The organism is Neisseria weixii, from assembly GCF_042658245.1.
GTDB classification, from domain to species: domain Bacteria; phylum Pseudomonadota; class Gammaproteobacteria; order Burkholderiales; family Neisseriaceae; genus Neisseria; species Neisseria weixii.
In genome coordinates this window covers 198,522-224,617 of sequence record NZ_JBHSPY010000001.1, presented here as the reverse complement: position 1 = coordinate 224,617, position 26,096 = coordinate 198,522, and the positions used below count along the sequence as shown (strand labels likewise).

The 26,096-nt window shown below is 50.7% G+C and carries 26 protein-coding genes, 1 pseudogene and 1 riboswitch; all 27 genes and pseudogenes read left to right on the top strand.

What is annotated here, in order from left to right; genetic code table 11:
- Nucleotides 1-71 precede the first annotated feature (71 nt).
- The 27 genes and pseudogenes from rfaE1 (at nucleotide 72) to ACFPVS_RS01090 (ending at nucleotide 26,091) form a co-directional block, all read left to right on the top strand.
- The gene (rfaE1, locus tag ACFPVS_RS01220; RefSeq protein WP_096294818.1) at nucleotides 72-1,034 is read left to right on the top strand and encodes a D-glycero-beta-D-manno-heptose-7-phosphate kinase; all 963 of its coding nucleotides are present in this window, start codon (nucleotides 72-74) and stop codon (nucleotides 1,032-1,034) included.
- 68 nt (nucleotides 1,035-1,102) lie between these two features.
- Entirely contained in the window at nucleotides 1,103-2,107 is a 1,005-nt protein-coding gene (gene rfaD, locus ACFPVS_RS01215) for an ADP-glyceromanno-heptose 6-epimerase (RefSeq protein ID WP_096294819.1), read from the top strand.
- Nucleotides 2,108-2,229: 122 nt separating this feature from the next.
- Nucleotides 2,230-2,327, top strand: a riboswitch (TPP riboswitch).
- A gap of 95 nt (nucleotides 2,328-2,422) precedes the next feature.
- Nucleotides 2,423-4,296: pseudogene (gene thiC / locus ACFPVS_RS01210) on the top strand (phosphomethylpyrimidine synthase ThiC).
- Nucleotides 4,297-5,189: 893 nt separating this feature from the next.
- Nucleotides 5,190-5,816 (top strand): lytic transglycosylase domain-containing protein, encoded by a 627-nt coding sequence (locus ACFPVS_RS01205; RefSeq protein WP_378595184.1) that lies wholly within the window; start codon nucleotides 5,190-5,192, stop codon nucleotides 5,814-5,816.
- A complete protein-coding gene (locus ACFPVS_RS01200; protein ID WP_233572050.1) occupies nucleotides 5,792-6,193 on the top strand; it encodes a hypothetical protein in 402 nt (133 codons plus the stop codon). Before ACFPVS_RS01205 ends, ACFPVS_RS01200 begins: the two co-directional genes overlap by 25 nt.
- 11 nt (nucleotides 6,194-6,204) lie before the next feature.
- The gene (locus tag ACFPVS_RS01195) at nucleotides 6,205-6,633 is read left to right on the top strand and encodes a VirB3 family type IV secretion system protein (RefSeq protein WP_096294821.1); all 429 of its coding nucleotides are present in this window, start codon (nucleotides 6,205-6,207) and stop codon (nucleotides 6,631-6,633) included.
- A 28-nt stretch (nucleotides 6,634-6,661) separates the two neighbouring features.
- Nucleotides 6,662-8,935, top strand: a complete 2,274-nt coding sequence (locus ACFPVS_RS01190; RefSeq protein ID WP_233572049.1) for a VirB4 family type IV secretion/conjugal transfer ATPase — start codon at nucleotides 6,662-6,664, stop codon at nucleotides 8,933-8,935.
- A 71-nt stretch (nucleotides 8,936-9,006) separates the two neighbouring features.
- Nucleotides 9,007-9,672 (top strand): type IV secretion system protein, encoded by a 666-nt coding sequence (locus ACFPVS_RS01185; RefSeq protein ID WP_378595181.1) that lies wholly within the window; start codon nucleotides 9,007-9,009, stop codon nucleotides 9,670-9,672.
- Between the two features lie 15 nt (nucleotides 9,673-9,687).
- Nucleotides 9,688-9,897, top strand: coding sequence for a conjugal transfer protein TraH (locus ACFPVS_RS01180; RefSeq protein WP_096294822.1), 210 nt, complete (start codon nucleotides 9,688-9,690; stop codon nucleotides 9,895-9,897).
- Nucleotides 9,898-9,951: 54 nt separating this feature from the next.
- The gene (locus tag ACFPVS_RS01175) at nucleotides 9,952-10,920 is read left to right on the top strand and encodes a TrbL/VirB6 family protein (RefSeq protein WP_378595179.1); all 969 of its coding nucleotides are present in this window, start codon (nucleotides 9,952-9,954) and stop codon (nucleotides 10,918-10,920) included.
- 15 nt (nucleotides 10,921-10,935) lie between these two features.
- Complete coding sequence (locus ACFPVS_RS01170) at nucleotides 10,936-11,403, top strand: cytochrome C oxidase subunit III (protein WP_232507509.1); 468 nt, start codon at nucleotides 10,936-10,938, stop codon at nucleotides 11,401-11,403.
- Nucleotides 11,404-11,420: 17 nt separating this feature from the next.
- Complete coding sequence (locus tag ACFPVS_RS01165; protein ID WP_157742690.1) at nucleotides 11,421-11,585, top strand: hypothetical protein; 165 nt, start codon at nucleotides 11,421-11,423, stop codon at nucleotides 11,583-11,585.
- A 64-nt stretch (nucleotides 11,586-11,649) separates the two neighbouring features.
- Complete coding sequence (locus ACFPVS_RS01160) at nucleotides 11,650-11,775, top strand: hypothetical protein (protein ID WP_269768623.1); 126 nt, start codon at nucleotides 11,650-11,652, stop codon at nucleotides 11,773-11,775.
- Nucleotides 11,775-12,518, top strand: coding sequence for a VirB8 family type IV secretion system protein (locus ACFPVS_RS01155; protein WP_198345332.1), 744 nt, complete (start codon nucleotides 11,775-11,777; stop codon nucleotides 12,516-12,518). Before ACFPVS_RS01160 ends, ACFPVS_RS01155 begins: the two co-directional genes overlap by 1 nt.
- Nucleotides 12,515-13,348: a P-type conjugative transfer protein VirB9 gene (gene virB9 / locus ACFPVS_RS01150; RefSeq protein WP_123803755.1), complete on the top strand. Its 834-nt coding sequence runs from the start codon at nucleotides 12,515-12,517 to the stop codon at nucleotides 13,346-13,348. The genes ACFPVS_RS01155 and virB9 overlap by 4 nt, the downstream gene beginning before the upstream one ends.
- On the top strand, nucleotides 13,345-14,559 hold the full coding sequence (gene virB10, locus ACFPVS_RS01145) for a type IV secretion system protein VirB10 (RefSeq protein WP_232507510.1): 1,215 nt from the start codon (nucleotides 13,345-13,347) through the stop codon (nucleotides 14,557-14,559). Before virB9 ends, virB10 begins: the two co-directional genes overlap by 4 nt.
- Nucleotides 14,560-14,616: 57 nt before the next feature.
- Entirely contained in the window at nucleotides 14,617-15,708 is a 1,092-nt protein-coding gene (locus ACFPVS_RS01140) for an ATPase, T2SS/T4P/T4SS family (protein ID WP_096294825.1), read from the top strand.
- A 35-nt stretch (nucleotides 15,709-15,743) separates the two neighbouring features.
- A complete protein-coding gene (locus ACFPVS_RS01135; protein ID WP_232507511.1) occupies nucleotides 15,744-16,241 on the top strand; it encodes a class I SAM-dependent methyltransferase in 498 nt (165 codons plus the stop codon).
- 13 nt (nucleotides 16,242-16,254) lie between these two features.
- A complete protein-coding gene (locus tag ACFPVS_RS01130) occupies nucleotides 16,255-16,623 on the top strand; it encodes a single-stranded DNA-binding protein (protein ID WP_096294826.1) in 369 nt (122 codons plus the stop codon).
- A gap of 59 nt (nucleotides 16,624-16,682) precedes the next feature.
- Complete coding sequence (locus ACFPVS_RS01125; RefSeq protein WP_096294827.1) at nucleotides 16,683-17,192, top strand: thermonuclease family protein; 510 nt, start codon at nucleotides 16,683-16,685, stop codon at nucleotides 17,190-17,192.
- Nucleotides 17,193-17,281: 89 nt separating this feature from the next.
- Complete coding sequence (locus ACFPVS_RS01120; protein ID WP_096294828.1) at nucleotides 17,282-17,632, top strand: toxin C-terminal domain-containing protein; 351 nt, start codon at nucleotides 17,282-17,284, stop codon at nucleotides 17,630-17,632.
- 3 nt (nucleotides 17,633-17,635) lie between these two features.
- The gene (locus ACFPVS_RS01115) at nucleotides 17,636-17,821 is read left to right on the top strand and encodes a hypothetical protein (RefSeq protein WP_096294829.1); all 186 of its coding nucleotides are present in this window, start codon (nucleotides 17,636-17,638) and stop codon (nucleotides 17,819-17,821) included.
- A 131-nt stretch (nucleotides 17,822-17,952) separates the two neighbouring features.
- Nucleotides 17,953-19,965 carry a type IV secretory system conjugative DNA transfer family protein gene (locus ACFPVS_RS01110; RefSeq protein WP_096294830.1) on the top strand — a complete coding sequence of 671 codons (2,013 nt, stop codon included), beginning with the start codon at nucleotides 17,953-17,955 and terminating at the stop codon, nucleotides 19,963-19,965.
- Between the two features lie 311 nt (nucleotides 19,966-20,276).
- The gene (locus ACFPVS_RS01105) at nucleotides 20,277-22,547 is read left to right on the top strand and encodes an LPD7 domain-containing protein (RefSeq protein ID WP_096294831.1); all 2,271 of its coding nucleotides are present in this window, start codon (nucleotides 20,277-20,279) and stop codon (nucleotides 22,545-22,547) included.
- Between the two features lie 371 nt (nucleotides 22,548-22,918).
- Entirely contained in the window at nucleotides 22,919-24,394 is a 1,476-nt protein-coding gene (locus tag ACFPVS_RS01100) for a hypothetical protein (protein WP_096294833.1), read from the top strand.
- Between the two features lie 67 nt (nucleotides 24,395-24,461).
- The gene (mobC, locus tag ACFPVS_RS01095; protein ID WP_096294834.1) at nucleotides 24,462-25,013 is read left to right on the top strand and encodes a plasmid mobilization relaxosome protein MobC; all 552 of its coding nucleotides are present in this window, start codon (nucleotides 24,462-24,464) and stop codon (nucleotides 25,011-25,013) included.
- A gap of 10 nt (nucleotides 25,014-25,023) precedes the next feature.
- Complete coding sequence (locus ACFPVS_RS01090) at nucleotides 25,024-26,091, top strand: relaxase/mobilization nuclease domain-containing protein (RefSeq protein ID WP_096294835.1); 1,068 nt, start codon at nucleotides 25,024-25,026, stop codon at nucleotides 26,089-26,091.
- Nucleotides 26,092-26,096: the final 5 nt, after the last annotated feature.

The window sequence follows — 26,096 nt, the reverse complement described above, 5'->3', positions numbered from 1 at the left end:
AAAAGCATATCGGCGTGAGCGCGAAAAACGATTCACGCCATCAGGCAGTATACCCAAATCAGGAATTCCATATGGTACAAAAATTCCAAGCAGCAGATGTACAACAACGTTTTGCCCAAGCCCGCGTGCTGGTGGTGGGCGATGTCATGCTCGACCGTTATTGGTTCGGCGACGTATCGCGCATTTCGCCTGAAGCACCGGTTCCTGTGGCGAAAATCAATCAAATCGACCAACGTGCTGGCGGGGCGGCCAATGTGGCGCGCAATATTGCTTCCTTGGGTGGTAAGGCCGGATTGTTGTCGGTAACCGGCCATGACGAAGCGGCCGATTCGCTCGACCGGCTTATGCAGCAGGACGGCGTGGAATCTTATTTAATGCGCGACGGACAAATCGCCACTACGGTCAAGTTGCGCGTGGTTGCCCGCAACCAGCAATTGATTCGTTTGGATTTTGAAGAATTACCGCATCACGAAGTGTTGGAACAGGTGAAAGAGCGTTATCAGGAAGTGTTGCCTGATTACGATGCGGTGATTTTTTCTGATTACGGCAAAGGCGGTCTGACCCACATCGCCGACATGATTGACTGGGCGAAACAGGCGGGAAAAATCGTGTTGATTGACCCGAAAGGCGATGATTACGAAAAATATGCCGGCGCGACTTTGATTACGCCAAACCGCAGCGAATTGAAAGAAGTGGCCGGCAGCTGGCGCAACGAAGACGAGTTGACCGACAAAGCACAATACTTGCGCCGTCACCTTGATTTGACCGCTATTTTGCTGACCCGCAGTGAAGAAGGCATGACGCTGTTTAACGACGGCGAAGCGGTATACCAGCCGACGCGTGCGCAGGAAGTCTATGACGTTTCCGGCGCGGGCGACACCGTGATTGCCGGCATGGGCTTGGCGATGGCGGCCGGTTTTACCATGCCCGAATCCATGCATTTGGCCAATACCGCCGCCGGTGTGGTGGTGGCGAAATTGGGGACGGCGGTTTGCTCGTTTGATGAATTGCAAACCGCGTTGGCCGACCAATAAACATCGAATATTCAACGATTCAGACGGCCTTGATTCAATAGGCTGTCTGAAAAACAAAAGGAATTGTTATGACCATCATCGTAACCGGCGCGGCCGGCTTTATCGGCAGCAACATTGTCAAAGCGCTGAATGCACGCGGCATCACCGACATCGTGGCGGTGGATAACCTGACGCGCGGCGAAAAATTCAAAAATCTGGCCGAATGCGAAATCAGCCATTATCTCGACAAACACGAATTTATCCGCCAAGTGCGCGGACATGCCTTGCCTTATGATGATATTGAAGCTGTGTTCCACCAAGGCGCGTGTTCCGATACCATGAACCACGACGGCCTGTATATGATGGACAACAACTATCAATATACGCTGGATTTGCTGGATTGGTGTCAAGATGAGCATATTCCGTTCCTCTATGCGTCCAGCGCGGCGGTGTACGGCAAGGGCGAGATTTTCCGCGAAGAGCGCGAATTGGAAAAACCGCTGAATGTGTACGGCTATTCAAAATTTCTGTTCGACCAAGTATTGCGCCGCCGCATGGAAGAGGGCTTGACCGCGCAAGTAGTGGGCTTCCGCTATTTCAATGTTTACGGCCAAATGGAGCAGCACAAAGGCCGCATGGCTTCGGTGGCTTTCCATCATTTCAACCAATACCGTGAAAACGGCTATGTGAATCTGTTCGGCGCCAATGATGGTTACGGCAACGGCGAGCAGACCCGCGATTTCGTCAGCGTGGAAGACGTGGCGAAAGTGAATCTGTTCTTCTTCGATAATCCTGAATTGTCGGGCATTTTCAACTTAGGCACAGGCCGCAGCCAGCAGTTTAACGACTTGGCCGCCGCCACCGTCAATGCCTGCCGCTCTGCCGAAGGCAAGCCGGAAATGAGCTTGGACGAATTAGTGAAAGAAGAATTGATTCGCTACATTCCGTTTCCCGACGCGTTAAAAGGCAAATACCAGAGCTTTACCCAAGCCGATATCAGCAAACTGCGTGCAGCCGGTTACAATGAATCTTTCTTTGATGTCAAAGAAGGCGTGAGCCGCTATGTGCACTGGATGTTGGCGAACTTGGTTTAAATGCCGAATGCTATCTCCAGGCCGTCTGAAATGCTTTCAGGCGGCCTGTGATCTTTGTTAGAAAGTATCAGTACAAACAAATCAGAATTTACAATATTCACCGTTTATGCTTTAATTTTCCTTAACCGAAACAGGGGTGCTGCGCCATGCGCGGCTGAGAATTACCCTTATACCACCCGATCAGGATAATACCTGCGTGGGGAGTTTCAGCGAGTTTATTTTTCAGACGGCCTTGTTGAATCCATCAGGCCGTCTGAAACCCCAAACGCCGCTCCTGTTTCGTTTTATTCTAAACGAGAAACAGGAGCATTTTTTATGGCACTCAAAACCAATGGCAATGAAGCCGACCAACTCGACCAGCTTTCCCACGATTTTGGTATTCAGTTTGCCTACCCCAACTCACGCAAAATCTATCTTTCGGGCAGCCGCCCCGATATGCGCGTGCCCTTACACGAGATCGGCCAAGACGACACGGTAACCGAACACGGACGCGAGGTCAACCCGCCGATTCCCGTTTACGACACCAGCGGGCCTACGGCGATCCGAACGCCGAAATCGATTTGAAACAAGGCCTGCCGCACATCCGCAGCGCGTGGATAGACGAACGCCGCGACAGCGAAATCTTGAGCGGTCTCTCCAGCAAATACGGCAAGGAGCGCGCGCACGATCCGAAAACCGCCCATTTGCGTTTCAACCAAATCACCCGCCCGCGCCGCGCCAAAGCCGGCCGCAACGTGACCCAGATGCACTATGCCCGCCAAGGCATCATCACGCCGGAAATGGAGTTTGTTGCCCTGCGCGAGCAGATGAAAATGGACGAGCTGTTCAGACGGCCTGAATACGCCAAATTAATCAAACAACACGCCGGCGAAGCCTTGGGCGCACAAATTCCCACCCATCCCGACCAAATCACCCCCGAATTCGTGCGCCGCGAAGTGGCCGCCGGCCGTGCCATTATTCCCGCCAACATCAACCACCCCGAGCTGTAACCGATGATTATCGGCCGCAATTTCCGGGTGAAAATCAACGGCAATCTGGGCAATTCGGCGGTAACCTCCAGCCTCACCGAAGAAGTGGAAAAAATGGTTTGGGCGCTGCGTTGGGGCGCCGACACGATTATGGATTTGTCCACCGGCGCACACATCCACGAAACACGCGAATGGATTACACGCAACGCGCCCGTGCCCATCGGCACCGTGCCGATTTATCAGGCCTTGGAGAAAACCGGCGGCATTGCCGAAGATTTGACTTGGAATTTGTTCCGCGACACCTTGATCGAACAGGCCGAACAGGGCGTGGAATATTTCACCATCCATGCCGGCGTGCTGCTGCGTTATGTGCCGCTTACCGCCGATCGGCTTACCGGCATTGTGTCGCGCGGCGGCTCGATTATGGCCAAATGGTATTTGGCGCACCATCGGGAAAACTTTCTCTACACCCGTTTCGACGAAATCTGCGAAATCATGAAGGCTTATGACGTGTCGTTCAGCTTGGGCGACGGCCTGCGCCCCGGCTGCATGGCCGATGCCAACGATGCGGCGCAGTTTGGCGAATTGCACACCTTGGGTGAATTGACCGCCAAAGCCTGGCAGCACGATGTGCAGGTGATGATCGAAGGCCCCGGCCATGTGCCACTGCAACGCATTCGCGCCAATATGGAAGAAGAGCTGCAACACTGTTTCGAAGCGCCGTTCTACACGCTCGGCCCCTTGGTTACCGACATCGCGCCGGGCTACGACCACATCACTTCCGGCATCGGCGCAGCCAATATCGGCTGGTACGGCACGGCCATGCTCTGCTACGTTACCCCCAAAGAACATTTGGGCCTGCCCGATAAAGAAGACGTGCGCACCGGCATCATCACCTACAAGCTCGCCGCCCATGCCGCCGATTTGGCCAAAGGCTGGCCGGGCGCGCAACTGAGAGACAATGCCTTATCAAAAGCGTGCTTCGAATTCCGCTGGCGCGACCAGTTCCGCCTAAGCCTCGACCCCGAACGCGCCGAAAGTTTCCATGATGCCACCCTGCCGGCCGAAGGCGCCAAAACCGCGCATTTCTGCTCAATGTGCGGCCCCAAATTCTGCTCGATGAAAATCACGCAGGAAGTGCGCGACTATGCTGCCGCACAGCAGGGTATGCAGGAAAAAGCGGTGGAATTTGTGCAGCAGGGCGCTAAGATTTATAGTTGATAAAAATACGCCGTCTGAAACGATTGTGTTTCAGACGGCGTTTTATTGCGGTTTGATGAGAATAGCTTAAGCGGAAGGTTATTTAAAGACAATGTCGGAACTGGCTCTTCATTTGATGAAAAGGCCGAGACCTTTGCAAAACTCCTTGAAAAGCCACTGCACAAAGAATCGACGTCATTCCCGCCTGCGTGGGAATCCATTTTTGAACATGACAAACTATTGAATAAAATAAGTTTCTGAAATTTTAAGATGGATTCCCGCCTGCGCGGGAATGACGGCTGTTTGGTTTTAGTGTAGAAAATCCTAGCGTTGTTTACACTTTTGCTTTTTTGCTTGAAGACCCATTTTGGGATTTTTGAGTGTTGTCAAGAATGCCGAAAGGCACGGCAACGCCGCATGGTTCTTGATAATGCTCAACAATCCTAAAACAATCATTTAGGCAGAAAATAAAAGCTGTTTTGCATAAAAAGTGTAAACAACCCGACAATTTCCTACATCTCAGGCCGTCTGAAAAAACACCATAATTTATATATATAGTGCGTCACAAACAATATACTTATCACAAAACAGAATCCAGAAAAACCTAGTAAAAAAAGCCGTCTGATTTTTCAGACGGCTTTTTATATTAGTTCCCTGAATAAGCAGGAATAAAAATGAGTGGTGGTGCCCGGAGCCGGAATCGAACCGGCACGACCTGTTTAGGGTCGACGGATTTTAAGTTTTTATTTAAATTTATAACTAATTGAAAATACTAAAGATTGATGTCTGCACACAATGTTATAGCCAATCTTGATATGTACTTCCCCGTCACAATTTTGACACAGAAGCAATATTTAAATCCTTAGTTTCAAAGGCTTTAAATATTGCTTTTTTTATTTTTGAAAGGAGGCTGGATGAGAAGAAAAGTTTTCTTGACGGTGTTGCTGTTAGCTTCAGTAGCAAACGCAGAGAAATTAACGTTTCCACAGTATGCTGTGTTAGTTGAAAAACATGCGGCGGCCCAGCGTCTTGACCCGAAAATGATTTGGGCGGTAATGGGGCGCGAAAGTTCAGGCAATCCGAACGCCTTATCACACAAAAATGCGCGCGGTCTGATGCAGGTAATTCCGCCGACGGCGGCGCGGATGGGCGTAAATCCGAAGCATCTGTATCAGCCTGAGCCGAACCTGATTGCAGGCACGCGTTATCTGCGTTTTTTGTGCAACCGTTATCCCGATAAAAATCACCCGACCGGGTGCGATATCGATTTGGTTTTGGCCGGATACAACGCCGGCGAAGGCGCAGTCGACAAATACCGGGGTATTCCGCCTTACGCAGAAACCCGTGCGTATGTGAAAAACGTGAAATACCGCTATGCACGCTTGAGTAAAAACCCGTCTTTGATGACTGCTTCTTTTACTCCGCCGGTTAAGCCGTCTGCCAAACCGAAAATGGCAGTCGCCCAAGTGGAAACGGCCACGGCTGTTCCGGTGGCCATGAAACGCCGGCATGAGGCATGGGACGTGTTTCAAGAATTTTAAGTGTGGCCTTCGGGCTTTTTTTGTTGCCGCTTTATGCGGTTTTTTTTATGGAGTTAATGATGATCACAGTTAGTCAAAATACCCGTCAATGGGGTAAAGCCGTTTTCTTTTCAATGATTTTGGGCTTTGCTCAAATGGCATTGGCTGCCGGAGGGCTGTCAACGGCAGAGGGCAGTCTCAAGGAATTGGTACAGGGTTTCTACGGTATTGTTGCCATTTTGTCCGGGGTAGCTATCTTGGCAGTAGCCGTTTGGGGTTATTTCGGCCATAAAACATTGGGAGACATCATTCAGATCTGCTGTTGGATTTTCGTAGCCGGTGCAAGTTTGGCAATCGGTAAGGCAATCTTCGATTGGGGTAAATCCGCCACATTCTAAGGAGAACGAGTATGGATAATATGCCGGAAATGGATATTGAACACGAATACAATACCTACGACGGTATGTCACGTCAGGCAATGATTGCCGGAGTACCCATTCTTCCGGCATTTATCATCCTCATTTTGATGATGTTCGGTACGCTCAGCTTGATACCCATGCTCGGATTGAGGGCATTGGCCATTTTTTTGCCGGGATTACCGATATTGTTTTTTCTGCGCATATTGGTCAAGCGGGATGACCAAGCCTTGAGGATTTTGGGGCTGGAAGTTTATTGGTGGTTCAAACGCAAAGGTTCGGAAAACTTTGGCAACAACTTCACGATTACCGCAACTAAATTTGGAAGAGATCGAGATGATTACAAGCGATTTGTACAAAAAAATGACGAAGCAGCAACCGCAGCAAGACTTTTTGCCGCCAGTCAGTCAGCACATAGCTGAAAATATCGTTCACTATCAAGACGGTTATATGATGTTTGCCATCAAGTTGGACGGTATTCCGTTTGAAGGAGTGAATGACAGTCATTTGATAGCCGCGAACGAAACGCTGAAAAACCTGTTTGCAACCGTCGGCAAGCAGTTTGGCAACCGGCTGGCATTATGGACGCATATCCAACGTCAGGAAATCAAACTGAAGCGCGATTATGATTTCGGTACGGCCTTCAGCCGGGACTTTGCTGCCAACTACATCAGTCAATTCAATCAAAAAAAGTATTATGAAAACCTTTTTTATATTTCAGGGGTATTGAAATATCAGGATTTTTCAGACGGCCGCGAAGAAGCAGAAGAACTGCTGCAACTGATGGTAAGGGCATTGAGTCCGTTTGACCCTCATGTATTGGGAACTTACGAGAATCAAAACGGCGTTCGGTTTTCGGAAGTCTATCAATTTATCGGAACGCTGATTAACGGCGGTATCCGTGAAGACATTCCTTTATCGCCGACTGCTGCTTATAAGATTATTCCTTGTGCCGATTTGCATTTCGGTACGGATATTCTGGAAATCAGAACGCCGACACATCAGAAATTTGCGACCTGCTATGATTTGAAAGACTTCGGTAAAAGCAAAATCATGGTTTTGCTGTCGATTTTGTCGTTACCGTGCGAATTTACCCTGACACAAAGTTTTGTTTATGTTGAAAACTCGGAAATGCAGACGGCCATCAATAAGCAGAAAAACGCATTGGTGAGCGCACAAGACCAAGCAATAGAACAGCAGGATGAATTGTCGGAGGGTAAAGGAGCATTGGCAGCAGGTCGTCTGATGTTCGGCGATTATTCGGCGGGACTGATTGTTTATGGCAACACGGCCAAAGATGCACGCAAAAACGGTACGACCGTTGCGACAGAGTTTCTCACGTCGGGTACCTACCGTTTTGTCCAATCCACCTTATCGATGCCGTCCACATTTTTCAGCCAGGTTCCCGGTTACAAAAAACGTCCTCGGATGATTCCCAAAACGACCAACAATTTGGCAACCGTGTTCGGTATGCACAATTATTCGCAAGGAAAATCGTGGGGGAATCCGATTGGTGACGGCTCTCCGGTCATGCCGCTCAAAACCTTATCCAATACGCTTTTTAACCTGAACCTGCACTTTACCGCTAAAAATAAGGACATGAAAGGAAAGAGGATTGCCGGACATACCTTGATTACCGGTGCAACAGGTACGGGTAAAACCGCTTTGGAGACAACTGTCCTGACTTTTATGGAACGGTTCAATCCCTACATGTTCGTATTGGATTTGGATCGCGGGATGGAAATTTTTGTGCGTGCTTTGAAAGGTACTTATTATTACCTTGAGGAAGGACAGGACAGCGGTTTCAATCCGTTCCAATTGCCGGATATACCTAAAACACGGAGTTTTTTATATCGGTTGGTAAAACAATGTGCCGACGGTGCCACGGCAGAAGAGGAGGGGCAGATTAAATTGGCGGTTGATACGCTGTATGAAATCAATTTCGAGAACCGCAATTTCAGTATGCTGCTGGATAACCTGCCGTACTCGACTATGCCCAATTCCCTGCGTACCCGCTTGTCGAAATGGTGCAGAAGTGAAAACGGTGAATTTGCCTGGTGCTTGGACAGCCTTCAAAACCGTTTCAATCCGGAATCTTTTTACCGGATTGGTTTGGACGTGACCTGTATCCTGAAAAAAGATTACGAACCGACAGGGCCGGTATTGGCCTATCTGTTTTATCTGAAAGATATGATGTCCGAGCGGGTTTCCGCAGAAGGCAGCCTGATGGCTTCCGTGATTGCGGAATTCTGGTATGCAGACCGCTTTGAGATTACCTCTGAGTTTATGCTCAAAACGCTGAAAACAGGCCGTAAGCTGGGTGAATTCATGATACTTGATTCCCAGTCACCTGAAGATGCTGCCGACAGTCCTAATTTTGCAGCCATTATCCAGCAGACACCGACTAAGATTTTTCTGCCTAATCCCGACGGCAGCAGGGAATCTTATTACCGGTGCGGTCTGACGGAAAAAGAGTGTACGGAGTTGCTTAAACTGTCATTGGAAAGCCGTACATTCTTAATCAAACAGAGCAAACAGAGTGCGTTTGCGACTTTGGATCTGCACGACTTCGACAAAGAATTGGTTGTGTTGTCCGGCACTTCGGAAAACGTCAATCTGATGAACCGGATTATCGAGGAGGTCGGGTCTGAAGATCCCGACGTATGGTTGCCTGTTTTACAGGAACGGGTGGTTGGTAAAAAGGAGGAAATAGCCGCACATTGAATAAATGGAGTGACGGAGCCGTCTGAATATTCAGACGGCTTATTTATTTTTGGTTTAAAAAGGAAATTCAAATGAAATTGAAAAACTTTACAAAAACGGTTTGCGCCGTCTTGGTCGGCGGCAGTTTGGTATTGGGTATGCCTTCAGCCACAGCCGGCGGTATTCCCGTCATTGACGGTGCGGCCATTGCCAAAATGGTTGAACAGGCCATCGTAATGAAAGAGCAGGTTGATAATCAGCTTAAGCAAATCAACGAACTGAAAAGCCAGGTAAAAGCAGTAACGGGCAACCGTAACTTGGGTAACATTCTGAAAACCGAGGCCTACGAGCAATTGCCGGACGAATGGAAAAAGGTTTACCGGTCGGCTGAAAAGCTGAAAGATGGGAACTATAAGGATTTGCTGAACTCTAAAGGCTATAATGCGAATGCCGATACTGAGCGTTTGTCCAAGCAGTTTGATCTGACTTTACGCGCGATTCAGGATTCCGAAGTGCGTATGAAAAACATCGACAAACTGATGAATCAGATTAACCGAACCAACGACATTAAAGCCGCACAAGACCTTCAAAACCGTATTGCGCTGGAAAACAGCAAAATCCAGCAAAACCAGACCAATCTGGATATGCTGTATCGTTATATGGAACTGGATGAGAAGGTTCAAATGAAAAAACGTGCGGCTCGTGATAGCTGTCGACGACAAAATGTCATCAAAGACAGCAATAAATCCTGTACTTAATTTGGAAGGGTGGAAATGAAAATTCAAGCAATTGGCTTATTATTATGTATCACTTTTCTTTTGTCTGCCTGCGGACAGTCAGAAGAAGAAAAGTTCTACGAAAAAATGAATCATGATATAGAAAAAAGTGAGAGAAATAAGCAAAATGATTCTTGTCGCAGGCAAAATATCATTAAGAAAACGAATATTGATTGTGATAAAGAATTTCCACGTATGAAAAACTAATCCTGCCTGATTCAAGCCACTACTTAGGTAGTGGCTTTTTTTTTGGAGAGATAAATGTCGACTTTTTTTGCAGATTTATCCAACACGCTGGGGGCGGATTTAGGTGCGAACCTGTTAAACAGAACGGGGGATTTTATCAGTCAGTTGACACCGCTGTTTGCCGCAGCCTTTGCCATATATGTTTTGCTGGTTATATGGGATTACTACAGCCAGAGTTTTGATGTGGCCTTTATCGATTTTGTCAAAAAATGTATGGGCTGGGTAGTGATCATCTCGTTGGCTTTTTCGCCCGCGATGTATATGAAATTGGCCCATCTGATTTACGGTTTGCCGGATGAAATTGCCGCTATTTTTTCCGGTGGATACTCGGTGAATGCTTCAGCTATGGATGCCAGTTGGAGTATGGTGAGAGAGTTATTGGGAAAAATATCTGACATACATAATGAATATAGTTGGATGGAAATAGGTGTCCATTTAGGACTGGAAATTAAAATAGCATTAATTATTACAATTTGTGCTGCTCTAATTATCGGCCTTTCTTTTGCTTTCTATATGGTAGCTAAAATTTCTTTGGCATTGGTTTTGATGATAGGTGTGTTCTTTATGGGCTGCCTGCTGTTTCCGTCAACCCGGCAGTATGGGATGAATTGGATAGGACAATGCCTGAACCATATCATTACCTGCACGATGTTTGTACTTTTGACCAAAGTACAGATGGCTGTTTTCGATAGGACTATAACTATGGCTTTGAGTGGTGGCATTTTAGATTATGCGGCGGTTGAGATGTTACCCCCCGTCTTCCTGTTACAGACGATTATTTTCGTCATTATCGTATTTAATATTCCGAGTATTGCTTCTGCATTAACCGGTGGAGCGGCTGTTCAAGGTGCAAGCCGTCAGTTGATGTCGTTGGCCCGGGCAGGCGGTTTTGCCGGCAGCACCGCAGGCAAAATAGGCGGAGCCTTTATGAAAGCCGCTTCAAACCGCAGCAGCGGCGGCAGCGTGAGAACCAAACTTCCGTAAATTGAAAGGATATGAATGATGACTGCACGTTTGTCCTGGGTTGCATATATTCCCTATTTGTCAGTCGGTTTTTTACTCTATTTTTGTATCGTGCTTGCCGTTTTTCCGATGATGTCGTATTTCGGTGTGACTATGAATAAAACATTGGCGGTGAACCTGTTGATGGTGCTGACGGTCTGTTATACGGCAGGGTTTCTGTGGATGGTTTACCGGGTTCGGCGTTGTAAGGCATATTTTAATCGGGACGGCGTTTGGTATTTCAAAGGTGTTTGGCCGTGGACATCAAAAATGCGCGGCATACGCTGGGAAAATTTCCACCAAGCCCTATACCGTCAGGATGCCGCAGGTTTATTCTTTAAGACGTACACCATTTATCTGTTCGGCAGGGACGGCAGCACGGTAATCATTAAAAATCTTTACGACGGCAGGAACTGGAGTGCGTTTGTGAACGACTATGCGCAGGACAGGGAACTGTCAACCTGATGGAACAGGAGTATGCGATGAAAAAAGTTTTCGGTATTTTGGCCATAGCCGTCTTTATTTACGGCTACCTCAACCGCGATACCAACTTGGGTGTCGGTATCATCATGTTTTTTGCATTTTCTTTTTGGGCAATCGTCTTTATCCGTGCGGCCAACAACCGCAGATATTGGGACGATTACTGACCGATAAACCAACTGAAATCCGGTGGGCTGTCCGCCGGATTTTTTTATATTCAAAGGAATTGTCATGAAAAAAATCGTTTTCTTATTAGGTGTGTTGCCATTGATGGCAGCTGCCTGTTCTTCTGCGCCGAAACAGCCTTCAGGCAAGCCGTTTCCCCTTAATCCCCATTATCAGACCGGAGTGAAATAATGTTTGGACGTGACCGCAAAAAACAGCCTGTGACAGAAGAAGCCTTGGAAAAACAGCGTAAAAAATCTGTCAATCAGGAAGTGAACCAAATGTTGGAAATGGCTAACGGTTTTGAAAAATCTTTAGTTGAAACTGCTCAGAACAATGCCAGAACTTGGCGGTACTTCGGTATCGGCTCGCTGGTTGTCGCAGGTATGGCCGTTGCCGCCGTCATGGGTCTGACCCCTTTTAAAGAGGTCATTCCCTTTGTTGCGCGCGTGAATGATACAACCGGCGCGGTAGACATCTTGACGACCATTAAGAACAAGCAGATGAAGTATGAAGAAGTGATTAACCGTTACTGGTTGGCCATGTATGTCCGCTACCGTGAAAGCTATGACTGGGATAAGATTCAGGCGACTTACGATGCCACCAACCTGCTCAGCGCACCGCAGGTTCAGGCTGTGTTCAAAGCGTTTTACAACAGTCCGGCGGCACCGCATAAGATTCTTAAGCAGCATGCCAAGGTAGTGGTTAAAGTCACCAATATTTCATTTGTCGGCGACATGGCCCAAGTACGGTTTGAAAAAAGGGTGATACCCGTTACCGGTGAGGAAAACGCCCAACCGATTCCGCCTCAAAAAATGATTGCGACGATTGCCTTTGAATTCAAATCGACACCGATGAAAGAGGCAGACCGTCTGATCAATCCTTTGGGTTTCCAAGTGCTGAGCTATGATGTTACGGAGGAAGTGGCACCATGACGAAACAAACACTCATTTTAACCGGCCTGATGGCCGGTTTGTTTTTTCAGACGGCCTATGCTGCCGAAACACCCAAACGCTCGGTCTATGACGGGCGTATCCAAAGTGTTGACTATAACCCCAATGATGTGGTCAATATCAAAGCCAAGCCGGGCTTCGTCACCATGATCCAGTTGCAGGATGGGGAAACCATCAATAGCGGTGACAGTGCTTCATTGGCAATGGGCTACGGTAAGGCTTGGGGTTTGACCAGCAAGGGGAACAATATCTATTTCAAACCCTTAAACCATCAGCCTACGACCAACCTTTTGTTTACAACAAATAAGAAGCGCAGATATGCACTTCATCTGAGTATGGCCGGCAGTAAATCGCAGCCGACCTATATTTTGGCATTCAATTACCCCGGAGATGCCCGTTACAAGCAGTTGCTGGAGGAACAGAAACAGGTTCAGGCCGCTGCCGTCTTGCGCAGCAGCCAGAGTAGGAACAAAGCCGGCGGGGACTATAACCGCAACTACTGGGGTAAGGGTAAGAAGGCTCTCGCACCCACATCGGTTTACGATGACGGCAGGTTTACCTATCTGCGTTACGACGATGCCAAAAGCCTGCCGGCGGTTTTCCGGGTAAACAGCGACGGAACGGAAGCCGCCGTAAACAGCCATGTCGAAGGCGATACGCTGGTTATTCATGAGACGGCGGAAAAATTTGTTTTACGTCTCGGCAAATCGGTATTGGGCATAGAAAACCGCAGCTATGATGCAAAAGGCAAATTCAACATGACCGGCAGTACCAAAGGCAGAACCGTACGTTTGAGAAAGGGTAAGAAATGAACCTGAATGATGATAACTTCAATATGGACAATGAACCCCGGAGCCTGAAAGAGCGTATCGGCGACAAAACCGTCGAACGGGGTATTCCCACCGAATTGAACGTCAAGAAGAAAAGGACGATGGCAACGGTCGGCTTTTTCCTTGCTGCAATGGTGGTGACTGCTGTTGCCGTCGGCGGTATTTTAAGTTTTACCGGCGGGGAGGATGAGGCGGCGGTTCAGGCTGAAGAAAATTCCATCAGCGGGCAAACGGGGCGCAAGGATTTGGAAGCCGAAAAGCAGGATTTGTTGGAAACAGTCGATAATCGGCCTGCTTCCGATACCGTCGCACCCGAGCCGCAGGAGCCACAGCCTGCCTCGGAGGCTGTGGCTCCTGCGGAACCGGTTGAACCTGTAGCGGCTTCCGGGCCGGCTCCTGACGAAAGGTTTGACAGCAGTTTGACACCGGTCGGTCTGAACGGAGGTTCGCCAATGTCTCTTTCGGGTTCATCAGGGGAAAACCGGCCGGAAGGCGGCAGCGGGTCAATCGGTTCAACAGATGAGACTGCCGGCACCTATTCGGGTAATCCGTTGACAGCCAAATTACGTCCTGGGGTATATCGCGCCACTCAGGCTGAAGAACGCGGCGATCCGACTTATCTCATGAGCCGGGGAACGGGCATATCCTGCGTTACCACCACCAAAATCGTTACCACACATCCGGGGCTGGTCCGCTGTCAGGTAACGAAAGACGTTTATTCCGCAGACGGTTCCACCCTTTTGGTAGAACGCGGTTCAACGGTCATCGGTGAACAGACATCGGCTTTGACGCAAGGACAGGCACGGGTTTTTGCATTATGGAATACGCTCGAAACGCCGGAAGGCATCCGTGTGGCATTGGACAGTCCCGGCGGGGATCCATTGGGTGCGTCCGGCCATCCGGCCAAAGTCAAACACCACTTTTGGCAGCGCATCGGCGGCGCGGTCATGATCAGCATGATTCAGGACGTTGTTGACGGTGCTAATAACCGGCGCAGCAATAAGGGAACCGAAGTAAGTTTTGAGACGACCACGGAATCGGCTCAAGATATTGCAACGGAAATCCTGAAAAACAGCATCAACATTCCGCCGACCGGTTATGTGAATCAGGGGACGGAAATCATGATTTTTGTCGCCCGCGATGTCGATTTTTCCGGTGTCTATGAAAACGTAACGGTTTCCAACCGTTATTAAGCCCAAGCCGCTTCTCAGTAAGCAGCTGAATTTTTAATGACCGTTAAAGGAACAGATATGCACGACAGTTCCATTTCGTCCCGCAATCTGCTGGACAAACTTCAGTTAACCGAATACCTCAATACTTCGGGGATAACGGAAGTTTTTATCAACCGTCCGGGCGAGGTATTTTTAGAAGGGGAATACGGGCGTATCAGATATGAACGTCCCGATTTGACTTTGCCCGTATTGGAAAAGCTGGCCAATACGCTGTGTACGTTTAATAAAAAACACATCAGTTACGAATCTCCTATCCATTCGGTGACATTGCCTGACGGCGAACGCGGCCACATCATGATGCCGCCTTCTTGCGAAGACGGCACAATGGTGTTTGCCTTCCGTAAGCCGTCCAACAGCCGTTTCAGCTTGGGTGACTATATCGAGACAGGCCGTCTGAAAGCATTTAACGATGTATCTGCGCACGGCGTACCCGAATGCCGTGAGGCTGCGGAAATTGAAATAGACAACCGCTATGTCCGGGACATCTGCGACAAAATGAAGCTGCCTTACGGTGTGAAGCTGGCTGACTGGCAATATCTGATGTTAGAGCATAAGGCCGACGGAAATCTGGCCGAGTTTTTTAAAATTGCGATCGCACGCAAGCTGAACATCTGCATGGTCGGCGGTACGGGTTCCGGCAAAACCACCTTTACCAAAGCCCTTGCCGATTTAATACCTGAAAACGAGCGTTTGATTACCATCGAAGATACGCACGAATTGAGTCTGCCCAATCACCCCAACCATGCCCATCTTTTCTATAAAGAACACATTTCGGCCAAAATGATTGTGGCTGCCTGCATGCGTTTGAAACCCGACCGGATTTTTTTGACCGAGCTTCGCGGCGATGAAGCATGGGACTACTTGGCTGCACTCAATACCGGACACCCGGGCGGTTTGACTTCGGTTCACGCTAATGATGCCCGTTCCGTCCACTACCGTATCGCACAGTTGGCAATGGAATCTCCGGCCGGCCAAAATATGGATCATTCCTACATCTTGAATACGGTTCGGGCAACCATTGATGTGATTTGCTATTTTGAAAAAACGCGTATGACGGAGCTTTATTACGACCCCGTTGAAAAATTTTATGCCATGCAAGGCCGTCTGTAACGGCCGCTTTTTATGCCTTGGTAAGGATTACGAAAATGAACTGTACTGAAGACATTCCAATGCACCTTAAAATTCTCGACCCATGCAGCGGCAGTCGCATGATGTGGTTTGACCGACAGAACCCGCACGCCCTGTTTGGCGATATACGCAGCGAAACCCACCGGCTGAAAGACAGAAAATATCAGCGCAGTCTGGAAATTCACCCATACATCCGCATGGATTTCCGCAACCTGCCTTTTCAGGACGGTCAATTCAAACTGGTTGCCTTCGACCCGCCCCACCTTGTTCATGCCGGTGCGAAATCATGGCTGGCACTCAAATACGGCAAACTGGGGCAAACATGGCAGGAAGACTTGCGGCAGGGCTTTGCCGAATGTTTCCGTGTTTTGGAAGCAGACGGTGTATTGGTTTTCAAATGGAACGAAGACCAAATCAGAGCCGAACAAGTATTGGAACTTACGCCTTACAAACCGCTGTTCGGTCACACCACAGGAAAACGCGGCAAGACGCTGTGGTTTACTTTTATGAAATAAAAAGGACTTTATCATGCCATACCTGAACCGTATCGAAGTGATGGGCAATTTGGGCAAAGACCCGGAATTGCGTTATTTGGCCAATCAAACACCGGTGACCACCATATCCCTCGCCTATACCGAAAAATGGCGCGACAAGGCCACCAATGAACCGCGCGAGCGTATCGAATGGTTTACCGTCGTGCTGTACGGCAAACAGGCGGAAACGGTTTGCCGCTATATGAAAAAAGGTGACTGCCTATGGGTAGCCGGTAAGATGCAGTCGCGCCGCTACGGCCATCACGGCGTTGAGAAAACGGTATATGAAATCATCGCCGGGGAAATGCAGATTATCCATACCAAGCAGCAGGGAGAAACGGCAGCCGGTTTGGATTATCTGTAAGGCCGTCTGAAAAACAAACCGGCTGTTTTTTACACAGCCGTTCCTGATGGAGTGCCCCCATGTTTCCGAAATTGAGACAGGCGGCCGGTTCGATACCGGCCGTTCTTTTATCCATCGCCACCGCCGCAGCGGGCTGGTGGTATCACGGTCTGTCCGATACCGGGCATGAGTTCCGCTGCCGTGTGGTCGGGGTTGCCGACGGCGATACCTTCCTTTGTCTGTCCGGACAGGAAAAGACGACCATCCGTCTGCGCGGCATCGATGCCCCGGAAAAAACACAGGCTTACGGCCGGGATGCCCAGGAGTTTTTGTCCGGACTGGTTTTCGGGAAAACGGTGTCCGTTACCGTCTACGGTAAAGACCGGTACGGCCGCATACTCGGCATGGTTAATGTAAACGGACGTGATGTCAATCACGCGATGGTCGCTGCCGGATATGCCTGGGTGTACCGGCGGCATAACGAAGATGCCGTAATGCTCCGTGCGGAAGGAGCGGCCAGAATCGGCAAATCGGGCTTGTGGGCAGATGCCCGTCCGGTCAATCCGGCCGAGTACCGCCAACGGCATTGACGCAGGCCGTCTGAAAATGAATTAGGTTGCTTTTTTCATTCCTTAAAATTAGGATATTCACTCCATCAACTTGGGAATGGAAATGACGTATGAAAACCAAGCAATTACTGCATCCGCTTTTGGTTGCTTTAAGTTTGGCCGGTACCGTATTTTTACCGCTGGGTTCCGTATATGCTGCCCCGTATTTTTCCACAACGGCAGCAGCAACCAAAGCGGCGGAAAGAATCGGTTACAGAAAGACCGGGCAGGTTTCCAGCGGACAAGCCGTATATGAAGCGACTAAAGCTGCAAAAGTCAAAGGATTGCCGTACATTACTCCCGATGTTGACAGCCACAAGGGAGGAGCATGGAAAGCGACCAAAACCGTTGCGGCTTTAGGCAGCAAACAGACCCGTCTCGGCACTTATAACGAAGACTTAACAGTACGCATAGGAGATTAAACAATGAACATGACCGAATGGGATGACAGACAGAAAAGCATTGCCCAAGTGATTCAGGAATTAAAAACCTTTGAAGACCAAGAACTGGTTGTTGTCGTAACCGATGACGAAGGAGAAACATTCAAAACCGTCAAATTGGTCAGCAAAGGTTTTGACGGCGACAAGGTGTACTGTGCCTTACATATTTAGCCGTAAAAACGAGCCGGCAGCCTGAAAAGTGATTTTCAGGCTGTTTTGTTACATTGGACGCAGTAAGGCCGTCTGAAAAAAAACTGTAACCGTATGCCCGCCCCGTGCGGGCTTTTTTAATGGGGTAGAAGATGAAAAACAAGTTTTTCGGCCTGCTGGCCGCGTTGGGTATCTTCGTGCCGCTCAGCTTGGCCGGTGGTCTGTATTTGGGCAGTACCGTCATGGCAACATGGCTGAGCCTGAAAGCGGAGCCGTCCGTCGGTATGCTGTACCGCTACTGGCACTATTACGACCGTTTGAAACCGGGTGCTCAGACGGCCTTTGAAGTATCGGCCTTTATTGCGCTGCTGATTCCGGCAGTGACGGCAGTCATCATTTGCGCGGCGGTGCTGATGAAGCCCAAACGCGAACTGCACGGCTCTGCGCGGTTTGCCAAACGTTCGGAAATCGTCAGGCACGGCTTGCTTAAAAAGAAGTTTTACGGCGGTGAAGAACCGGATTTGCTCATCGGCAAATACGGCAACGATTACCTGCGCTGGGCAGGCAATGAGTTTCTGTATCTGGCCGCACCGACCCGTTCGGGCAAAGGCGTCGGCATTGTGATCCCCAACTGCCTGCATTACCGCGACAGCATGGTGGTCTTTGACCCGAAACTGGAAAACTTCCTTATTAGCGGCGGCTACCGTGCGGAACACGGCCAAGAAGTCTTCCTGTTCAATCCGGCCGGCCGTATGCCCGAACACGAGCGTAATCCCAACGCACCTTTGGTGTCGCACCGCTGGAATCCCTGCACCTATATCCGCCGCAATCCGGTTTACACCTACAAAGACGTGAAAGACATTGCCGGCATTATGTATCCGAAGCCGGTTAAAGACAGCGGCAGCGCAACCTTCTTTCAGGAATCGGCGCAAAACCTGTTTGTCGGTTTGCTGCTTTACATGATTGAAACCGAAAACGAGCGCGATCTTTCTCTTCAGGAAAACAAAACCACATTGGCCAACCTGTTCCGCCTGACCACGCCTTCGGACGGCCGCACGCTTTCCGAATGGATTAAAGATGAAGTGATGTTGCGCGACCAACAACCGCAGACGCAATTGAGCCAAAACTGCCGCAGCCTCTTGATGGGCTTTGCCAACGGCAATGCCAAAACCGGTGCCGACATTCTGGCCACGCTGACCGCCCCTTTGGGTATCTTTATCGACCCGGTGGTAGAAGCGGCTACAAGCGGCGACGATTTCTACTTGGACGAAGTGCGCAAAAAGCGGATGACGGTTTATATCGGCATCGTACCAACGGAAACGGCGGTTTTTTCACGGCTGACCAACCTGTTTTTCAGCCAGTTGGTTTCGGTAAACGTGCAGCAGGGCTTACCTTCCAACAATCCCGACAGTCTGAAATACCAATGCTGCCTGCTGATGGACGAATTTACCGCTCTGGGCGTAATACCGGCGATTCAGCACGGCGTGTCCTACATCGCCGGTTACGGCTTGCGGCTGCTGCTGATTATCCAAACGCCTTCACAGGTAACGGACCTGTACGGCCGCGACGCAACACGTACCTTCTTCACCAATTTCGCTTGCCAAATCGTTTATCCGCCGCGCGAACAGACCGACGCGGAGGAGTACAGCAAGTTGATTGGTTACGAGACCTACAAGGCCAAATCGGTTTCACGTTCGGCGGGTAAGCTCGGCAGCCGCAGCACCAGTACCAGCGACCAGCGCAGGGCGGTGATGAATCCGGACGAACTCAAGATGATGCCCAAAAGCGACTGCATCATCAGTTTGGGCAACAGCCGGCCGGTTTACGCGCAGAAAATCGTTTATTACCAAGACCCGGAGTTCAGCAAACGCGCCAACCGGCCGCTGCCGGTGATTCCGCCTTTGGATGTTCGTACAGTGAATAAGGTAAGTGCAGCGATACCGAAAGCTGAATTTGTACCACCGGAAGCGTTAGACAGCTTCCATTGGGCAGATGCGTCTAATGCGGAAGACATCGCCCGTTCGCTGCTGAGTGTCCTCATCCCGCCGGGCAGCCCGCCGGATTACGTCGCCCAACTGGTGCCGGTCATACTGGAAAACTGGGGCGCGGATACCATGCCGTTTGTTCAAAAAATTCTCGGTAATCAGGCAGTGCCGACGGCTTGAGTGTAAAAAAAACCGTCTGCCCTTTGGGGCAGACGGGAAAACCTTTCGGTTTTATTTCAGCCGTCAGTTGACTAAGAGCAGGAACAGGGCTAAGATAATCTTAACGACTGTTCGCAGTCTCAGCCATGAACGACCTTTACGCAGGGTATGGTTCATACTTGAAACCTTCCTTTCTAGGGCGGTTTCAGCATAAAGCCCCACTGCAATGGGGCTTTTTTGCTACCAGCCCCGACGCAATTATACACGCATTCCGTATCAGGCCGTCTGAAAACGATTTTTCAGACGGCCTTTTTCTTTTGGGGTAATCAAACATGAGCGACATCGACAACATCCGCAGCGCACTGAGCTACATCGAACCGCACGACCGCGACGACTGGTGGCATATCGGCGCAGCTTTGAAAGACGAATTGGGCGAAAACGGTTTCGACCTGTGGGACGAGTGGTCCCAGCGCGGCGACAGCTATTCCGCCCGCGGTGCGAAAGCGACATGGAAAAGCCTGAAGCCGGGTATGTGGCACATCGAAACCGTTTGGAAAATGGCCCGGCAAAACGGCTGGAAACCCGAGAAGCCCTATACGCCGCCCAGTGCCGAAGAAGCGGCGCGGCGCAAAGCCGAATCGGAAGCACGCCGACAGGCGGCAGAGGCCGAACGGCAGCGCACGCGGCAGAAAGTGAAAGGTACGGCGCAGACGGTTTGGAAAAACAGCCGTCCGGCCGATCTCAGCCATCCGTATTTGGCGGCCAAAGGCATTACGGATTCGGCGGTTGTCGCCGGTTTGCGACAAAACGAATACAACGGCGATAGCAATCTCGTGATTCCGGTTTTGTACGGGCGCGAAATCGTCAACCTGCAATCCATCAACCAAGACGGCGGCAAACGCTTTTTGTCGGGCGGTCAGCTAGAAGGCGGCTATGCCTTTATCGGCAAATCGGAGGACGTGCCCAACGGCGTGGTGCTGGCCGAAGGTTATGCGACTGCCGCCAGCATTCATCAGGCAACGGGCAGGCCGGTCATCATCGCCTTTAACGCCGGCAATATGGTGGCGGTAGCAGAGCGGCTTTCCCAAACGCTGCCCGAACAGGTGCCGGTGGTGATTGCGGTCGATAACGACGCGTCGCAGACCGGTATCAAAAAGGCACGGCAGGCCGCTGCGTTTTTCAACGGCCAAGCCACGGCAGTACAGCCCGAATTTACCATGACGCAGATTCAGCAGTTTCAAAAAGGCAAAGGTGTGGACGAAAAAGGCCGTCCGCCGCTGCCGAGCGATTTTAACGATTTGTACAATCTGGCCGGAACCGAAGCCGTGCGTGCGGCATTTGAAAACCGTTTCAGACGGCCTGAACCGAATCCCGAGCCTTCCCAAACAGCAGGCAACACCGAATCCGATATTCCTTCACAACAGGAGCAGCAAATGAAAACCGAAACCCGAGCCGCAACAGCGGCAGAGGCCAACAGCATCGAATTTGACGGCCGCATACAGGAAACCGAACGTTCAGCCCACCCTGAAGAGCATGAGCAAAACCAACCGCAGCAAAAAGCGGCCGGCGAAACCGCCAAAACAACAAACACCCCAAAGCCCGATGTTGAAACGGCAGCCATGCCGTCTGAACAGGCCAAAAAAGCGGTTTTGGATTTGGAATACCGTATCCCCGACACCCTTAAAACGCGTTATCACGCGATTGGCGGCAAGTTTTATTCCGCCGCCGACGGCAAAACCGTACTGTTTGAAGACAAAGGCCGACAACTTAAAACTTCGCTGCAAGATCCGCAAACCGTGAAAGATATGCTGGAAGTGGTCAAGGCCAAAGGTTGGGACAACATCAAGATTTCGGGCAGCAAGGCATTCAGGCAGATGATGTTCATCGAAGCGGCCGCACAGGGCATTAAAACCAGCGGCTACACGCCGACGCAGGCCGATTTGCAGCAGGTGGAAGCCTTGCGCGAACGCTATGCGAAAAACGGCATCGAGCCGGTACTGACGCGCGGGCAGGAGAGGCGGACAGAGGCCGCCAAGCCTGAGCAGGATAAGGCGCAGGCTAAGCCTGAATCAGAACGGGAAGAACGCGTCCGCAGCGAACCCGACCGCGAAATGCCGGCTGCCGCCGAACGCTTGAAAGCCCAAAGCACCATGCCGTCTGAAAGCCAAGTCAACTCATCGCCGCGGGCCGATACCGACATCGGTGTGCCGGTTCACAGCCTCGGACAGGAAGAAGTGCCTGCCGAAGTCGTGCATCAAACCGACAACATGAAAGCGGCCGCACAAGATACCCGCTTCGTGTCGGCCAAAACCGTCTATACCGAAAAAGCCCGGAAACTCAGTAAAAACGAGCAGAAGAAACTGGCGTTTTACGAACGCGGCGTGACGGACACGCTGCGCGGTTTGGAAGGCGGTACCCGCACCGACGCGCTGCGCAATTACTACGAACACACGGCCAAGATGATGAAGGGCGGCAAACTGGATTTGCCGCATCCGATTCAGATTCCTTCACACACACAGACACCGGCAGGACAGAAACCGGGGCTTGAGCAACAGCCCCGTCACGAACGCAGCCAGGAGCAGGAACCGGAAATTTCACGATAAAAGGAGAAGACCTATGACAGGCAGGACGATACATAAAAAGCTCTCTGAAGCGTGGGCAGGCATTCATGTGTTGAAATGCACGCATTCGTTGAACAGCCGTTCCAAAATAGATTACCTGATGTATTGCGATGTATTGAAAAAAATGCCCGGAGGCCGTCTGAAAATCCGTGTGTACGGAAGCCGTTACGTATCGACGGAAGGAAGCCGGATCCGATATGCCGGCAGGGACGCGGCGGATAAGGCCGGAGACCGGAATATCGGGAAAGAAACATCATGACTCCGGAAAACTCCGCCGAGATGTGAGCAATTACGACAATCTGCCTATGCCCGAAGCCGCCGTGCTTCGGGCTGTTTTTATCCGGGAGTAAGCAATGGAAAAAGAACACGACAAAGACAAACCCGCAGGCAGCCGCCGCATGGAGATTTTGCAGCAGTCGTTGGCCGACAAGCAGGCTGCATTCGACCAACGTCTGCAAGCGCATTTTGATGATGTGAAATCCGCCAACGGACAGCCACTCAACGACAAACGCAACGGCCGTGCGACCCTCAACCGTTGGGCGCGGCAGAACGACGGCCTGCGCTCCATGCAGGAGGGCATCGAAAAAACGCAACGCGCCATCGAACGTGAGCAGCAGAAAATCGACCGTGTCGCCCGCACCCCGATTCCGGACTGTTTGAAGCCCCTGCTGGAATCGGGAGAAATCAGCCAATGGCGCAAGTATCCGAACCGCTTTTTTGTGAAGGGTGTAGAGAAAGCCCGCATCATTTGGTTTGAAGACAAACAGGAATTCGGCTACGGCCATATACAGGGCATCCCACCCGAACAGCGGCTGCGGTTCAAGGAAACCTACGGCAAAATCCGCGCCCTACACCGACAGGAACAGAAAAACAGCCTTGAGCCTGTCAAACCCGCAGGCAGCCGTATGGAAATTTTACAGCAGTCGCCGGCCGACAAGCAGGCTGCCAATACGGACAGCCCGTCTGAAAACCTCAAAGCAAACGGATACGGCAGTTTTCTGCCTTTGCCCGACTTTGGTTTGCAGGGGCAAGACCTCAAGGCATTCAAAGCATCTTGGCTCAGGGCGGTGGAAAGCCTGCCGGCGGCTATCGAAAAACAGCGGGAGCGGTTGGCCGCCGCCGGCATTGACGATACCGGTTTGACAGAATACGGCCGGGAAACAGACAGCGGCAAGCGCAGCGGCATTACCACAGAGATGACGCAGCAGCGGTTGGCAGACATTACCCGCTATATCGAAAGATTGCGTGACGGGCAAATCAAACCTTCAGACTACATCGGCAGCGGTTACAAAAATCCGCGCCAAACCGCATTTGAAGCAATGGCACGCGATATGGTGGAAACTCAGGCGGTACTGTCGCCGCATATCCCGTATTACGACGACATCAATGTAAACAACTACCTGCGCCGGCAGCTTGAAGCGGAGAGAGAACCGCAAAGGCCGTCTGAAAAGCATTATTCGGAAAAAATCATCGACCGTCTGGCGGAGCGGCACGGCTGGACGAAAAAGCCCGACCCAACCCAACTGCCCCCGGAAAACGTATTGGCCGAATATCCCGAACTGTCAGCCCTGTATATGCCGAAGAGCCTGTCCGAACGCTTGCAAACGGCCAAGCAGGAATATGAACGGTTGTTGGCCGGAGGAAACGATACCGACCGCAAACTCAGCCGGTTTATGGAAAGCGGCATGGAAGCGTTGGCCAAGGGGCTGCCCGAACAGACGCAGTTGCAGGTGCGCGTGAATTTTTACGAAAACCTAATCAGCCGTATCAACGGAAAGGGCGAACCGGAAAGAACACCTGAGCAGCAGGAACTGTTTGCCGAACGCTGAACAATAGGCCGTCTGAAACCCCGAAAAGCATACAGCTTGTCGGGGTTTATGCTTTTCAGGAGAAGCAATGAACAATGCAATCGATACCGCCGACAAACGCCGCCCGGTCCGAGTGTTCGGACTGACCGAAAGTGAACTGGAAGCATTGCGGAATTTGGCTTTAAAGAAATATGGTAAAGACAGCGTATCTTTATTGGCCAAAAAACTGTTACAGGCTCAGTTAGATGAAGCCGAAGAACCCGAACTCGTCAAACTGCCGACACCCAAAGGCAGCAAACGCATTACCGTGCGGCTGCCCGAAAAAGACCGCGCCTATTTGGAAATGGCCGCCGCGCAGCACCACAGCAGCGTGAACGATGTCGTGCGCGATATTGTACAGGCGTATATCCGCAAACATCCGTCTTTGTCGGCCGCCGAAGTGGACGTGCTGTACCGGTCCAACTATCAGCTTCTGAGTATCGGCCGCAACCTGAACCAAATCGCCCGACAGCTCAATATGGGCGAAAGCGCATCTGTTACATCCGAACATATCAAAGAGCTGACACGGATTATCAAACAGCACACCGAAAAAGTGGCCGGTGTTTTGAGAACCAACCGCAAACGCTTGGCTGCCAAATAGGAGAACCGCCATGTCGCTCAACAAAAAAATCGACGATTGGTTTTTAGGTTATAAAACCCGCGCCGTCAAAGCCAGAGATTCCGGTGTTCTGATAGGAAAATCCAAGCACCGCCGCAAATCGGGCATACCGCTGAAACCGGGAAGCGGTTTGGCCAACCTGACCGCAGCCGCCAAAAAACATCCCGAAGTGATGGTGAAAATCCCCAAGCGGCTCAGCCGGTTTTCCAAAGGTATGCAGGGTGTCGTCAACCATTTGGACTATATTTCGCGCAACGGAAAAATCACGGTAGAAACCCAGTCTGGCGAAAAGCTGGACGGTAAGAAAGCCGTCAAATCGCTGACCGAAGACTGGAAAAAGCTCAATATCCCCGACAACAGCAAACACCGCGAAGCCCTCAATATCGTATTGTCCATGCCCGCCGGCACGCCGCCGCAAGCGGTACTGAACGCAGCAAGAAATTTTGCGGCCGAACAGTTCCGCGACCACCCATACGTTTTTGCGCTGCACCATGAATCAGAGAAGGCCGACGAACCCGAACACCCGCACGTCCACTTATGCGTGTTAATGCGCGACGCATTCGGCGGGCGGCTCAACCCGCGTAAAAACGACCTGTTCGAGTGGCGCGTCCGTTTTGCCGAAAAGCTCAGGGAAGAAGGCGTGGAGTGCGCGGCGACAAGGCGGCAGCACCGGGGCCGAACCGTCAAACCGGAAAACGGTTTACTGCGTGCCATGCTGCAGCGCGGTGTCGCCGGCAATGTCCACCAGCAGCAGGCGGCCGAACTGATAAAAGCCATGCAAAACAGCGACCGTCTGAAACACCCTTATCTTCAGGAGGCCATGAAAACCCGTGGCTACATTTTGTCCGAATACGGCCTGATTGCCAAAGAACTGTACAAAATGGGGCACAAAACCGAAGCACGGATGATCAGCAAACTGGCCAAAGATATGGCCGGCCAGCCGTTTACCACACAAGCCCAACGGCAGTATGATGACGCGCAAGGCCGTCTGAATGGACAAAAAACACAGAATCCAGAACAAATATCGGAATACCTTCAAAATGATGATATTACGCGTTAGCTTTT

Coding starts and splice junctions, on each gene's coding strand:
- rfaE1 (WP_096294818.1), top strand. CDS start 72: ATGGTACAAAAATTCCAAGCAGCAGATGTACAACAACGTTTTGCCCAA.
- rfaD (WP_096294819.1), top strand. CDS start 1,103: ATGACCATCATCGTAACCGGCGCGGCCGGCTTTATCGGCAGCAACATT.
- ACFPVS_RS01205 (WP_378595184.1), top strand. CDS start 5,190: ATGAGAAGAAAAGTTTTCTTGACGGTGTTGCTGTTAGCTTCAGTAGCA.
- ACFPVS_RS01200 (WP_233572050.1), top strand. CDS start 5,792: ATGGGACGTGTTTCAAGAATTTTAAGTGTGGCCTTCGGGCTTTTTTTG.
- ACFPVS_RS01195 (WP_096294821.1), top strand. CDS start 6,205: ATGGATAATATGCCGGAAATGGATATTGAACACGAATACAATACCTAC.
- ACFPVS_RS01190 (WP_233572049.1), top strand. CDS start 6,662: ATGATGTTTGCCATCAAGTTGGACGGTATTCCGTTTGAAGGAGTGAAT.
- ACFPVS_RS01185 (WP_378595181.1), top strand. CDS start 9,007: ATGAAATTGAAAAACTTTACAAAAACGGTTTGCGCCGTCTTGGTCGGC.
- ACFPVS_RS01180 (WP_096294822.1), top strand. CDS start 9,688: ATGAAAATTCAAGCAATTGGCTTATTATTATGTATCACTTTTCTTTTG.
- ACFPVS_RS01175 (WP_378595179.1), top strand. CDS start 9,952: ATGTCGACTTTTTTTGCAGATTTATCCAACACGCTGGGGGCGGATTTA.
- ACFPVS_RS01170 (WP_232507509.1), top strand. CDS start 10,936: ATGATGACTGCACGTTTGTCCTGGGTTGCATATATTCCCTATTTGTCA.
- ACFPVS_RS01165 (WP_157742690.1), top strand. CDS start 11,421: ATGAAAAAAGTTTTCGGTATTTTGGCCATAGCCGTCTTTATTTACGGC.
- ACFPVS_RS01160 (WP_269768623.1), top strand. CDS start 11,650: ATGAAAAAAATCGTTTTCTTATTAGGTGTGTTGCCATTGATGGCAGCT.
- ACFPVS_RS01155 (WP_198345332.1), top strand. CDS start 11,775: ATGTTTGGACGTGACCGCAAAAAACAGCCTGTGACAGAAGAAGCCTTG.
- virB9 (WP_123803755.1), top strand. CDS start 12,515: ATGACGAAACAAACACTCATTTTAACCGGCCTGATGGCCGGTTTGTTT.
- virB10 (WP_232507510.1), top strand. CDS start 13,345: ATGAACCTGAATGATGATAACTTCAATATGGACAATGAACCCCGGAGC.
- ACFPVS_RS01140 (WP_096294825.1), top strand. CDS start 14,617: ATGCACGACAGTTCCATTTCGTCCCGCAATCTGCTGGACAAACTTCAG.
- ACFPVS_RS01135 (WP_232507511.1), top strand. CDS start 15,744: ATGAACTGTACTGAAGACATTCCAATGCACCTTAAAATTCTCGACCCA.
- ACFPVS_RS01130 (WP_096294826.1), top strand. CDS start 16,255: ATGCCATACCTGAACCGTATCGAAGTGATGGGCAATTTGGGCAAAGAC.
- ACFPVS_RS01125 (WP_096294827.1), top strand. CDS start 16,683: ATGTTTCCGAAATTGAGACAGGCGGCCGGTTCGATACCGGCCGTTCTT.
- ACFPVS_RS01120 (WP_096294828.1), top strand. CDS start 17,282: ATGAAAACCAAGCAATTACTGCATCCGCTTTTGGTTGCTTTAAGTTTG.
- ACFPVS_RS01115 (WP_096294829.1), top strand. CDS start 17,636: ATGAACATGACCGAATGGGATGACAGACAGAAAAGCATTGCCCAAGTG.
- ACFPVS_RS01110 (WP_096294830.1), top strand. CDS start 17,953: ATGAAAAACAAGTTTTTCGGCCTGCTGGCCGCGTTGGGTATCTTCGTG.
- ACFPVS_RS01105 (WP_096294831.1), top strand. CDS start 20,277: ATGAGCGACATCGACAACATCCGCAGCGCACTGAGCTACATCGAACCG.
- ACFPVS_RS01100 (WP_096294833.1), top strand. CDS start 22,919: ATGGAAAAAGAACACGACAAAGACAAACCCGCAGGCAGCCGCCGCATG.
- mobC (WP_096294834.1), top strand. CDS start 24,462: ATGAACAATGCAATCGATACCGCCGACAAACGCCGCCCGGTCCGAGTG.
- ACFPVS_RS01090 (WP_096294835.1), top strand. CDS start 25,024: ATGTCGCTCAACAAAAAAATCGACGATTGGTTTTTAGGTTATAAAACC.